This is a genomic window from Micromonospora sp. NPDC005553 (assembly GCF_042871765.1).
Taxonomy (GTDB): Bacteria; Actinomycetota; Actinomycetes; order Mycobacteriales; family Micromonosporaceae; genus Micromonospora.
Genome location: NZ_JBIAJD010000008.1, coordinates 66,373 through 77,751, shown reverse-complemented (window position 1 = coordinate 77,751; position 11,379 = coordinate 66,373). Strand labels below are relative to the sequence as shown.

General features: G+C 71.3%; 11 protein-coding genes and 1 tRNA gene. 9 read left to right on the top strand and 3 right to left on the bottom strand.

Annotated features, from left to right (window positions below; translation table 11 throughout):
* The first annotated feature begins 135 nt into the window (after positions 1-135).
* The gene (locus ACFYPG_RS28905) at positions 136-582 is read left to right on the top strand and encodes an SRPBCC domain-containing protein (protein ID WP_210783445.1); all 447 of its coding nucleotides are present in this window, start codon (positions 136-138) and stop codon (positions 580-582) included.
* A 166-nt stretch (positions 583-748) separates the two neighbouring features.
* Here ACFYPG_RS28905 and aceE read toward each other — a convergent pair whose 3' ends face one another.
* Entirely contained in the window at positions 749-3,487 is a 2,739-nt protein-coding gene (gene aceE / locus ACFYPG_RS28900) for a pyruvate dehydrogenase (acetyl-transferring), homodimeric type (RefSeq protein WP_355008825.1), read from the bottom strand.
* A gap of 178 nt (positions 3,488-3,665) precedes the next feature.
* Between aceE and ACFYPG_RS28895 the strand changes: the two genes are divergently transcribed.
* The 7 genes from ACFYPG_RS28895 to ACFYPG_RS28865 all read left to right on the top strand — a co-directional run bounded on the left by ACFYPG_RS28895 (position 3,666) and on the right by ACFYPG_RS28865 (position 9,127).
* Positions 3,666-4,142, top strand: a complete 477-nt coding sequence (locus tag ACFYPG_RS28895) for a hypothetical protein (protein WP_387354467.1) — start codon at positions 3,666-3,668, stop codon at positions 4,140-4,142.
* A 26-nt stretch (positions 4,143-4,168) separates the two neighbouring features.
* A complete protein-coding gene (locus ACFYPG_RS28890) occupies positions 4,169-4,573 on the top strand; it encodes a YjbQ family protein (RefSeq protein ID WP_387354466.1) in 405 nt (134 codons plus the stop codon).
* A gap of 232 nt (positions 4,574-4,805) precedes the next feature.
* A complete protein-coding gene (locus ACFYPG_RS28885) occupies positions 4,806-5,210 on the top strand; it encodes a MarR family winged helix-turn-helix transcriptional regulator (protein WP_355008892.1) in 405 nt (134 codons plus the stop codon).
* 51 nt (positions 5,211-5,261) lie between these two features.
* Positions 5,262-7,853 (top strand): thiamine pyrophosphate-dependent enzyme, encoded by a 2,592-nt coding sequence (locus tag ACFYPG_RS28880; RefSeq protein WP_387354465.1) that lies wholly within the window; start codon positions 5,262-5,264, stop codon positions 7,851-7,853.
* A gap of 112 nt (positions 7,854-7,965) precedes the next feature.
* Positions 7,966-8,403 (top strand): DUF3052 domain-containing protein, encoded by a 438-nt coding sequence (locus ACFYPG_RS28875; RefSeq protein ID WP_007463483.1) that lies wholly within the window; start codon positions 7,966-7,968, stop codon positions 8,401-8,403.
* Between the two features lie 111 nt (positions 8,404-8,514).
* Complete coding sequence (locus tag ACFYPG_RS28870; RefSeq protein ID WP_387354464.1) at positions 8,515-8,979, top strand: peroxiredoxin; 465 nt, start codon at positions 8,515-8,517, stop codon at positions 8,977-8,979.
* A 76-nt stretch (positions 8,980-9,055) separates the two neighbouring features.
* A tRNA-Val gene (locus ACFYPG_RS28865) sits at positions 9,056-9,127 on the top strand.
* Between the two features lie 43 nt (positions 9,128-9,170).
* Here ACFYPG_RS28865 and ACFYPG_RS28860 read toward each other — a convergent pair.
* Entirely contained in the window at positions 9,171-9,914 is a 744-nt protein-coding gene (locus tag ACFYPG_RS28860; RefSeq protein WP_387354463.1) for an SDR family NAD(P)-dependent oxidoreductase, read from the bottom strand.
* A gap of 238 nt (positions 9,915-10,152) precedes the next feature.
* Between ACFYPG_RS28860 and ACFYPG_RS28855 the strand changes: the two genes are divergently transcribed.
* The gene (locus ACFYPG_RS28855; RefSeq protein ID WP_387354462.1) at positions 10,153-10,773 is read left to right on the top strand and encodes an HAD-IA family hydrolase; all 621 of its coding nucleotides are present in this window, start codon (positions 10,153-10,155) and stop codon (positions 10,771-10,773) included.
* Between the two features lie 6 nt (positions 10,774-10,779).
* Here the strand turns inward: ACFYPG_RS28855 and ACFYPG_RS28850 are convergent, their stop codons facing one another.
* Positions 10,780-11,373, bottom strand: coding sequence for a Pr6Pr family membrane protein (locus ACFYPG_RS28850; protein WP_387354461.1), 594 nt, complete (start codon positions 11,371-11,373; stop codon positions 10,780-10,782).
* Positions 11,374-11,379: the final 6 nt, after the last annotated feature.

Genomic DNA, 11,379 nt, shown 5'->3' with positions numbered 1-11,379 from the left:
AATGCGCCATAGGCCGCCCTGGCGTAATCCGCAATGGTTGATCGGCGTGTCTTTTTCCGAACCCGTCCAGGTAAGTCCGATTTAACGCATAGAGTGCCGATATCGTGGGATGTCCTCACCGGAGGAAAGACGGAAATGATCCTCGTGGAACGCAGTGCGCACGTGGCGGCGCCAATTGAAGTGGTCTGGGATGTCGTGCAGCGGGCCGAGCAGTTGCCGGCCTGGCTGGCTGGGGTCCGAGCGGCCGAAGTGCTCTCGGGAGAGGGCTTCGGGCGGCGACAACTCGTCCAGGCTGGGCGCGGCTCGGCGCATGAGGCCGAGGTGATCGCCTACCAGGAGCCGACGCTGATCGGCTGGCGGGAACGGGCCAAGGGCGCTGGATCTCGGGCGGAGGCGCGCACCGAGATCTACGTCCAGCTCACCGGAGACGAGGAGGAGGGCGGGACCATCGTGCGCCTCATCGTGGTCCGCTGGCCGGCCGGCCCGGTCAAGGCGGCCATGCTGCGCCTCGGACTGCGTCGGGTCGGCGCCGACCTGGAGGACTCGCTGGCCCGGCTCACCGACCTGGCCGCCGTCGGCTGACGAGCGCCCATCCTCCCGGCGTCACCCGCGACGGCGGTGGTCCGGATCCCCGCCAGGGCCCCCGGACCACCGCCGCTCCGTACCCCCCGACCGCAGTTGGGTTGGGCCGTAGTCGAAGAAGGGCCCGGCGCTGATGCGCCGGGCCCTTCTGCGGTCGTGCTGGGTCTTAGCTGTCGCCGCCGGTCTCGCCGACCGGGGCGGCGTTGACGTCGTCGATCGCGTACTTCTTGGCGGCCTCGGCCGGCACCGTGATCGCCACCGCGCCGCTGCGGGCGAGCTGCCGCAGCGTGGCCACGACGATCGACTCCGCGTCGACGTGGAAGTGCCGGCGCAGCGCGTGCCGGGTGTCCGACATGCCGAACCCGTCGGTGCCGAGCGACGTGTAGTCGCCGGGTACCCAGCGGGCGATCAGATCCGGCACCGCACGCATGAAGTCGCTGACCGCGACCTTCGGCCCGTCCGCCTCGGCCAGCTTCTGCTGGATGTACGGAACCTTCGCCTCGGCGCCCGGGTTGAGCAGGTTGTACTCCTCGGTCTCCACCGCGTCGCGGCGCAGCTCGGTCCAGGAGGTCACCGACCAGACGTCGGCACCCACCCCCCAGTCCTGGGCGAGCAACTGCTGGGCCTTGAGCGCCCACTGCATCCCGGTGCCCGAGGCGAGCAGGTTGGCCTTCGGGCCGTCGACCTGCGGTGCCGGCGAGTAGCGGTAGATGCCCTTGAGCAGGCCCTCCACGTCCACGTCGGCCGGCTCGGCCGGCTGCAGCGTCGGCTCGTTGTAGACCGTGAGGTAGTAGAAGACGTTCTCCTGCGCGTCCCCGTACATCCGGTGCAGACCCTGCTCCAGGATGTGCGCGATCTCGTACGCGAACGCCGGGTCGTACGCCACCACCGCCGGGTTGGTGGCGGCGATCAGCAGCGAGTGCCCGTCCTCGTGCTGAAGGCCCTCACCGTTGAGCGTGGTCCGACCCGCTGTGGCGCCGAGCAGGAAGCCCCGGGCCATCTGGTCGGCCGCTGCCCACAGCCCGTCGGCGGTCCGCTGGAACCCGAACATCGAGTAGAAGATGTACATCGGGATCATCGGCTCGTCGTGCGTGGCGTACGCCGAGCCGGCCGCGGTGAACGAGGCCACCGAACCGGCCTCGTTGATCCCCTCGTGCAGGATCTGCCCGGAGGTCGACTCCTTGTACGACAGGAACAGCTCGCGGTCGACCGAGGTGTAGCGCTGGCCGTGCGGCGAGTAGATCTTCGCGGTCGGGAAGATCGAGTCGAGACCGAAGGTCCGGGCCTCGTCCGGGATGATCGGCACCCAACGCTTGCCGAACTCCTTGTCCTTCATCACGTCCTTGAGCAGACGGACGAAGGCCTGCGTGGTGGCCACCTTCTGCTTGCCCGAGCCGCGCTTGATGTCGGCGAACCGCTCCGGGCCCGGGATGGCCAGCCGCTTCGTGCTGGTCCGCCGGGACGGCAGGTACCCGCCGAGCTGCTCGCGCCGCTCCTTGAGGTACGCCAGCTCCTCGGACTTCTCGCCCGGGTGGAAGTACGGCGGCAGGTAGGGGTTGTCCTCCAGCGCCGAGTCCGGGATGTCCAGGTAGAGCCGGTCGCGGAAGGTCTTCAAATCCTCCAGCGTCAGCTTCTTCATCTGGTGGGTCGCGTTGCGGCCCTCGAAGTGCGAGCCGAGGGTCCAGCCCTTGATCGTCTTCGCCAGGATGACTGTGGGCTGACCGGTGTGCTCGGTGGCCGCCTTGTAGGCCGCGTAGAGCTTGCGGTAGTCGTGCCCACCCCGCTTGAGGTTCCAGATCTCGTCGTCGCTGAGCGGCTCGACCATCTTGCGGGTCCGTGCGTCGCGGCCGAAGAAGTGCTCCCGCACGTACGCGCCGGACTCCGCCTTGTAGGTCTGGTAGTCGCCGTCGGTCGTGGTGTTCATCAGGTTGACCAACGCGCCGTCGGTGTCCGCGGCGAGCAGCGGGTCCCACTCACGACCCCAGACGACCTTGATCACGTTCCAGCCGGCACCCCGGAAGAACGCCTCCAGCTCCTGCATGACCTTGCCGTTGCCCCGGACCGGGCCGTCCAGCCGCTGCAGGTTGCAGTTGATCACGAAGGTGAGGTTGTCCAGCTCCTCGCGGGCGGCGACGCCGATGGCGCCGAGCGTCTCCGGCTCGTCCATCTCGCCGTCGCCGAGGAACGCCCAGACATGCTGCTGGGAGGTGTCCTTGATGCCGCGGTGCTGCAGGTACCGGTTGAACCGGGCCTGGTAGATCGCGTTCAGACCGCCGAGGCCCATCGAGACGGTGGGGAACTCCCAGAAGTCCGGCATCAGCCGAGGGTGCGGGTACGAGGGCAGCCCACCACCGGGGTGCGACAGCTCCTGGCGGAACCCGTCGAGCTGGTGCTCGCTGAGTCGCCCCTCCAGGAACGCCCGCGCGTACATGCCGGGGGAGGCGTGGCCCTGGTAGAAGATCTGGTCGCCACCGCCCGGGTGGTTCTTGCCCCGGAAGAAGTGGTTGAAGCCCACCTCGTAGAGCGACGCCGAGCTGGCGAAGGTGGAGATGTGCCCACCGACGCCGATCTCCGGGCGCTGAGCCCGGTGCACCAGCATGGCGGCGTTCCACCGGACGTACGCCCGGATCCTCCGCTCGACGTGCTCGTCACCCGGGAACCAGGGCTCGCGCTCCGACGGGATGGTGTTGATGTAATCGGTGGTGGTCAGGGGCGGAACCCCGACCTGGCGCTCACGGGCCCGCTCCAGCAGGCGCAGCATGACGTAGCGAGCGCGTTTGGCGCCGCGTTCGTCGATGACACCGTCAAGCGACTCGACCCATTCGCTTGTCTCTTCAGGGTCGATGTCCGGAAGCTGGCTCGGTAGGCCGTCGCTGATCACCGGGCGCTTGCGTTCCGTAGCCACAGGCGTTCCCTCGGTTGTGTGTGGGATAGGTCTCTAGCGCCATCCTGCCCCCTGGTGGCACCCCTCGTCACGTCTAGGTGCCCCGGACGCGATGCTGAACACAGGTACCCGCCGGTAACTTAGCGCGACGACGAGGTGGAACCTGAGCGGTTTGACCGCCACTCCTACCGTTACCGCCATGAACGGGCGCCGTGTCGCGGTCGCCGCGAGCATGATCGTTGTCGGGGTGGTCGGCCTGGTCATCGGCGCCGTCGCCCTCGCTTCCGGCAACCTGCCGATGGTCGGACTGGTGGCCCTGGGTGCCCTGGTGGCCGTGCTCGGCGCGGGCCTGCTGCGCGACGCGAGCCGAGCGGCCCGTCCGAGCGGCCAGGCCGGCGGTCGTCGCCGTCGTCCGGACTCGGGTGGCGGTGGGTACGGCTACCACCCGATGCCCGCCGGGGACGCCGGGAGCGGGAACGTCGGCAGCCAGCGGGACGGCGACCACGACCGCTCCGACGACATGGAGCCGGCCGGCGGCAGCGGCGACTCCGGGGGAGGCTGGTCCGGCTGGGGCTGGTCCAGCGGTGACTCCGGCGGCGGCTGGTCCGGCAGTGACTCCGGTGGTGGCTGGTCCGGTGGCGGCGACTCCGGCGGCGGTGGCGGCGGCAGCTCCTGAGCTCACCCTGCGGCAGAATGCGACGTATGCGCAGCGATGTGATCACCGTCCAGACCGGGTCCCGGCCGACCGTCCGGGACATCACCGCGGAGGCCCAGCAGTTCGTCGCGGGCGAGGGCGACGGCCTGCTGCACGTCTTCGTGCCGCACGCCACCGCCGGCCTGGCGATCATCGAGACCGGGTCGGGGTCCGACGACGACCTTCTGAGCGCCGTGGACGACCTGCTCCCCACCAAGGACCGCTGGCGGCACCGACACGGCTCGCCCGGCCACGGCCGTGACCACGTGCTGCCGGCGTTCATCCCGCCGTACGCCACGCTGCCGGTGCTCGGCGGTCGACTGGCGCTCGGCACCTGGCAGTCGATCTGCCTCGTCGACACCAACGGCGACAACCCGACCCGCCAGGTCCGCTTCTCCTTCCTCCCCGCCTGACCCAGCCTCAATCTCGGCGATCTTGCACTTGCTGTCCCGACACAAGGGGCATCCCACCCATACAGGCAACCGGAACCGCAAGATCGGCGCGGAGGGGGCGCGCGCGGGGGTGATCAGGCTGGGCTGCGGTGGGCGGGCTGGTGCGTACGATGTGGTCGTGACGGGGCAGGTGGGTTCCGTGGTGGGCGGGCCGGCGGATCGGGCTGGTCTCGCCGCAGACGTGCTGCGCCGGATGGCCCACGTCAGCGACGCGGTCCGACACCGACAGGGCAGCGCGTTCGCCGAGGTTGGGCTCACACCGGCGGCGGCCCGGGCGCTGCGGGAGCTGGACCCTGATCATCCGCTGCCGGCCCGGGATCTCGCGGGTCAGCTGGGTTGTGACCGGTCGAACGTGACGGTGCTGGTCGACAAGCTGGAGCAGGCCGGGCTGGTCGAGCGTCGCACCGACCCGGCGGATCGGCGGCAGAAGACGCTGCTGGTCACCGAGGAGGGCCGCGTCGTACGGGCCCGGGTGATCGAGGTGATGTCCGACTCCCGACTCCTGTCCGGGCTGGGCGACGAGGAGCTGCGTACCCTTCGTGACCTGGTCTGGAAGGTGTCCGACGGCGGCTTTCCGGAGCCCTGCGGGTCGGAGTGAGCGCGACCCTTCCGGCCGTGTCCCACTGGGCGAGCGGAGCTTCCGTCGGTAATGCTGTCCGACGTGACCACCCCGCAAGATCTCGACGACCGGTTCCGGGAGACGCTGGCGGCGCTGCCTGCCGCCGAGCGGCGGCGTGACCCCGCCGACCCGGTCACCGACGACGCCCCGCTGACCGGCGGGCAGGTGCTGGACCTGTTCGACGCGCAGGTGACCAGCCGGCAGCTCGACCTTGCCGGCCGCTGGTTGCGCAGCTTCGGGGAGGGTTTCTACACGATCGGCTCCGCCGGGCACGAGGGCAACGCCGCGGTCGCCGCCGCGCTTCGTCCCACCGATCCGGCGCTGCTGCACTACCGCTCGGGTGCCTTCTACTGCCTGCGCGCCGCCCAGGCCGCCGCCGACCCTGCCCTGGCTCCCGTGGACCCCGCGCCGGCCGCCGCGGACGCTACCCAGGCCGCCGCTGACCAAGCGCCGGCCGCCAACCGGGCGCGAACTGTCGACTCCGAGCGGTCCGCCCCGGCGGGAACCGTCGAGTCCGAACCGTCAACCGGCACTCGGCCGTCCGTCGACGGCGCACCGTCCCGTGACCCCGACCTCGGCGCCGATCCGCGGCTGTCCGAATCGGAGCCGTCCGGGATCGAACAGGCCCCGGCCGCCAACGGGTTCGCGGCATACGCCGACGCGGCCCGGGACGTGCTGCGCGGGATGGTCGCGTCCAGCCTTGAACCGATCGCCGGGGGACGGCACAAGGTGTTCGGCCGGGCCGACCTGGCCGTCGTGCCGACCACCTCGACCATCGCCTCGCACCTGCCCCGCGCTGTCGGAATGGGACTGGCGGTGGAGCGGCTGCGCCGGCTGGACAGCGCCGGACGGCGTACCGGGGCCGGAATGCGGGTCGGCAGCGGCGCGGGCGCCACGCACGCCCCCTGGCCACCGGACGCCATAGTGGTCTGCTCCTTCGGCGACGCCTCGGTCAACCACGCGAGCGCCACCGCCGCCTTCAACACCGCCGGGTGGTACGACCACGCGGGGCTGCGGATTCCGGTGCTCTTCGTCTGCGAGGACAACGGGTTGGGCATCAGCGTCCGCTCGCCGGAGGGCTGGGTCGAGGCGACCCTGCGGGCCAAGCCGGGCATCCGCTACTTCAGCGCGGACGGAGCCGACCCGGTGCGGACGTACGAGGTGGCGGCGGAGGCCGCGGCCTGGGTACGCCGCAACCGGCGGCCGGCCGTGCTGCACCTGCGCACCGTTCGGCTGATGGGGCACGCCGGGGCGGACGCGGAGTCGGCGTACCGGGGCCCGGCCGAGCTGGCCGGGGACCTGGACCGGGACCCGCTGGCCGCCACCGCGCGGCTGCTGGTCGACGCCGGCGTGGCGACCGGCGAGGAACTGCTTGCCCGGTACGACGAGACCGGCTGGCAGGTACGCCGGCTGGCCGAGGAGGTGCTGGGCGAGCCGAAGCTGGCCTCCGCGGCCGACGTGGTGTCGGCGCTGGCCCCACGTCGTCCGGTGCGGGTGGCACGGGCGGTGGCCGACGCCGCGGCGCGGGCCAGTGGGCCGGGAGCGGGCGCCCGGGCGGAGGCGTTCGGCGGCAAGCCGCCGGAGCTGGCCGGGCCGATGACCCTGGCACAGAGCATCAACGCCGCGCTCGCCGACGGGATGCTCGACCACCCGCAGATGGCGCTCTTCGGTGAGGACGTGGCCGCCAAGGGCGGCGTGTACGGGGTGACGAAGGGGCTGCGCGACCGGTTCGGGGCGGCCCGGGTCTTCGACACCCTGCTCGACGAGACGTCGGTGCTCGGGCTGGGCCTCGGTGCCGGGCTGGCCGGGATGCTGCCGGTGCCGGAGATCCAGTACCTGGCGTACCTGCACAACGCCGAGGACCAGCTGCGCGGTGAGGCGGCCACCATGCGGTTCTTCTCGCAGGGGGCGTTCCGCAACCCGATGGTGGTGCGGGTGGCGGGCCTGGCGTACCAGGAGGGGTTCGGCGGGCACTTCCACAACGACAACTCGGTGGCCGTACTCCGGGATGTGCCTGGTCTGGTGGTCGCGGTGCCGGCGCGGCCGGACGATGCCGCGCCCATGCTGCGGACCTGTCTGGCGAGCGCGGCGGTGGACGGCAGTGTCTGCGTGTTCCTGGAACCGATCGCGCTCTACCACACCCGCGACCTGTACACGGAGGGTGACGGTGAGTGGCTGGCGGGCTATCCGGAGCCGGGCGGGTGGGTGGCCGGCCACGTGCCGATCGGGCGGGCCCGGGTCTACCCGGTCGGCTCGGCGGACGACCTCACCATCATCACCTTCGGTAACGGGGTACGGATGTCGCTGCGGGCCGCGGCCGTCCTCGCCGAGGAGGGGGTGGGCACCCGCGTGGTGGATCTGCGCTGGCTGGCTCCGCTGCCGGTGTCCGACATCATTCGGGAGTCCTCGGCGACCGGCCGGGTGCTGGTGGTGGACGAGACGCGCCGCTCCGGCGGGGTCGGCGAGGGCGTGATCGCCGCGCTGGTGGACGCCGGATATGTCGGTGCCGCGCGTCGAGTAGCCGGAGTTGACTCGTTTGTACCATTAGGTCCGGCAGCACGTCACGTACTGGTCTCCGCTGAAGCCATTACCGACGGTGCCCGTACGCTGCTGGCACGGTAAATTCCGTTCCACCCGGTGCGCCACTTGCGCGCAGCCCAACAACTGTGTGGACTTTGCCTGACGGCGTCGCACCGACGTCGCGAGCAGGGACGAGATGAGGAGGCACGCGACAGTGAGCGCGACCGCTGGTCAGGCCGCCGACGGGGTACGCAGCCTGGCGGACCGGTTCGGGATCGAACCGGGGATGGTCGTCATGGAGATGGGGTACGACGACGACGTCGACCAGGATCTCCGAGACGCCCTGACCGACCGCTGTGGAGATCTGGTCGACGAGGACACCGACGAGGTGGTCGACGCGGTGCTGGTTTGGTACCGGGACGGCGACGGTGACCTTTTCGAGCTGCTCGTCGATGCCCTCGGCCCGCTGGCCGACAACGGCGTCGTGTGGCTGCTCACCCCGAAGGCGGGGCGCGACGGGCACGTCGAACCGAGCGAGGTCGCGGAGTCCGCGCCCACCGCCGGCCTTCAGCAGACCTCGACCGTCAACGCCGGCCGGGACTGGAGCGGCGCGCGTCTGGTGCTGCGTCGAGGTGCCAAGGCCAAGAAGTAGCCAGCGCCGCTCCGCTCGCCCGACGGTCCGCCCACCGTCGGGTAGCAGGCTGGTGCCGTCCCCCCGCCCCGACGCCGTCGCCGGCGTGGCCGAGCAGCGAGGAGAGTTCGCATGCCCCTGGAGGTTGGTGCCGAAGCACCCGACTTCGTGCTCAAGGACCAGAACAACCAGGAGGTCCGCCTCTCGGACTTCCGGGGCAGGCGCGCCGTGCTGCTGGTGTTCTACCCGCTCGCCTTCACCGGCACCTGCCAGGGCGAGTTGAGCGAGGTGCGCGACAACCTCGGCGAGTACGTGAACGACGACGTGCAGGTGCTGACTGTCAGCGTCGACTCGGCCTACAGTCACAAGATCTGGGCCGACCGTGAGGGCTACCAGTTCCCGATGCTCGCCGACTTCTGGCCGCACGGCGCCGTCGCCCAGGCGTACGGGGTCTTCAACGACGTGGCCGGCTTCGCCAACCGGGGCACCTTCGTCATCGACAAGGCCGGAGTGGTCCGCTTCGCCGAGATGAACGGCCCGGGCGAGGCCCGCGACCAGCAGGGCTGGCGCAAGGCCATCGCCGAAGCGACCAACTGACCGGGGTACGCCGTGCGCCCGGGTCGGTGGCGGGCAGGTAAGCTTGCCAGCCACCGGCCCGCCACATGGGCGATCCGGGCGCGTAGCTCAGTGGGAGAGCACCCGCCTTACAAGCGGGGGGTCGCAGGTTCGAAACCTGCCGCGCCCACCCTGTAGTACGACGCAGCCTGCGAAGGCACGCCGCGTTCAGGTCAGCTGGTGAAGCCGCCGTCCACGTTGACCACCGCACCTGTCACGTAACTGGCCTCGGGGCTGGCCAGGTGCGCGACGGTGGCCGCGATGTCGGCGGGGCGCGCGTACCGGCCGACGGCGGTGAATCCGCTGATCGCCCCCGCGTTCGGTCCGTCCGCCGGGTTGGCGTCGGTGTCCGTCGGCCCAGGGTTGACCAGGTTGACGGTGATGCCCCGTGGGCCCAGTTCACGGGCCAGGCCGCGGGTCAGCCCGACCAGAGCGGTCTTGCTCATCGCGTAGAGGGTCAGCCCGGGAAAGACCGCCCGCTCACCGACGTTGCTGCCGATGCTGATGATCCGTCCGCCGTCGCCCAGGTGCCGCAGGGCCGCCCGCGCGGCGACGTACGGTGCCCTGATGTTGACCGCGATGGTCTGCTCCACCTCTGCCGAGCCGAGCTCGTCCAGGGCGCCGACCAGGAACACCGCGGCGTTGTTCACCAGGATGTCCAACCGGCCCAGTTCCGCGGCGGCCCGGTCAACGGCGCCCCGCACGGCGGCCGGGTCGGCGCCGTCCGCCTGGATCGCCAGCGCTCTGCGGCCCAGCGCCTCGATCTGCTTCACCACGATCGCAGCCCGTTCGGCGTCCTGCCGGTAGGTCAGCGCCACGTCGGCCCCGTCTTGTGCCAGGCGCAGCGCGATGCCGGCTCCAATGCCTCGGGAGCCTCCGGTCACCAGGGCGACCCTGTCGTTGAGTGTCGTCGTCATGCAAACGATCATCTGGCCGCGCCGAGCTTGCGTCTGGCGGCCATCGGACGTCTCGCTCCGACCGCGAAGTCCGATACCCGCGATCCTCGGCGGCCTGCCGAACCCGGTGGGTCACCCTGATCCGCGCACCTTCACGGATCCTGCTGCCTCACCGGGCGACGAGACCGCAGGATCACCGAAGTTGCGCGGATCTTGCGAGGTGGGGGAGGGTGGGGCGAGCGATCCGGGGAGCGTGGTGGTGGAACTGGCGGGCATTGGCGCGGTGCTGTTCGACATGGACGGCACGCTGGTCGACTCCGACGCCGCCGTTGAGCGGGCCTGGGAGCGGTGGGCGGCCGAGTACGCCGTCGACCCGGCCACGGCGCTGGCGATCGCGCACGGCAGCCCGGCCGACCGGACCGTCCGCCGGCTGCTGCCCACGCTCGACGACAGCGCGGTCGCCGCCGCCGCGGCACGACAGCTCGCGTTGCAGTACGACGACCTGTCCGACGTGACGGCCACCCTCGGGGCGCACGAGCTACTGAACGCGCTGGCCCGGCTGGGGTTGCCCTGGGCGGTGGTGACCAGCGCCGACGCGCGGCTCGCCGAGGCCCGGCTCGGTGCCGCCGGAATCAAGGCGCCGGTGCTCGTCACCGTGGACGACGTCAGCGTCGGCAAGCCGGACCCGGAGGGCTACCTGCGGGGCGCGGCGCTGCTGGGCGTACCCGTGGGGCGGTGCCTGGTCGTCGAGGACGCCGAGGTCGGCCTGCGGGCCGGTCGGGCTGCCGGGGCAATGACCGCCGCGCTGAAGGGCCTCGACGGCGACCTGCGTCTGCGCGACCTGGCCCAACTGGCGCACCACCTGGAATCGACGCCCTGACCACTGTCAACCAGCGCGCTGCTGCGTCAGGCGAACCGCGGTCAGAGCGATCAGCAGCACTGTGACGCCGAAGAGCAGGGCGTTGAGGGCGACGGCGGGGTACCCGAGGCGGGGTACGTCGAGGAACGGGTAGAGGTAGCGGCCCTCGGCCCCGCCGAAGGCACCCCGGACCAGGATCACCGTCAGCCACAGCAGTGGGTAGCCGAGCAGGCTGACCGCGTACGCCGGACGCAGCGCCGCCTGAGGTCGGCGGTTGAGCCACTGCGCGGCGGCCAGCGGCGGCACCACGGCGTGCAGCAGCAGGTTGCCGGCGTCGGAGACCAGCCCACGAGCCTCGGGGTTCGCCACCATGGCGTAGCCGCTCCACGGGTTGGCCAGCACGAGGACGAAGACCACCGCGGTGCCGGCGAGGTAGACGGTGAGCGCGGTACGCACCCGGTCACCGCACCCCGCCAGCAACACCACCAGGTAGGCGAGGTCGACCTGCACCGTGAAGTAGAAGAGCAGCTCGACGGGCTTCTCGCGGGCGGCGATTCCGGCGAGGGTCAGCCCGACGGCGAGCACCAGCGCGGTGCTCACCCGCAGGACCCGGTCGGCCACCGGCGG

Bases quoted from the DNA above. Each gene is read 5' to 3' on its own strand.
- ACFYPG_RS28905 (WP_210783445.1), top strand. From the start codon at position 136: ATGATCCTCGTGGAACGCAGTGCGCACGTGGCGGCGCCAATTGAAGTG.
- ACFYPG_RS28895 (WP_387354467.1), top strand. From the start codon at position 3,666: ATGAACGGGCGCCGTGTCGCGGTCGCCGCGAGCATGATCGTTGTCGGG.
- ACFYPG_RS28890 (WP_387354466.1), top strand. From the start codon at position 4,169: ATGCGCAGCGATGTGATCACCGTCCAGACCGGGTCCCGGCCGACCGTC.
- ACFYPG_RS28885 (WP_355008892.1), top strand. From the start codon at position 4,806: ATGGCCCACGTCAGCGACGCGGTCCGACACCGACAGGGCAGCGCGTTC.
- ACFYPG_RS28880 (WP_387354465.1), top strand. From the start codon at position 5,262: ATGCTGTCCGACGTGACCACCCCGCAAGATCTCGACGACCGGTTCCGG.
- ACFYPG_RS28870 (WP_387354464.1), top strand. From the start codon at position 8,515: ATGCCCCTGGAGGTTGGTGCCGAAGCACCCGACTTCGTGCTCAAGGAC.
- ACFYPG_RS28860 (WP_387354463.1), bottom strand. From the start codon at position 9,914: ATGACGACGACACTCAACGACAGGGTCGCCCTGGTGACCGGAGGCTCC.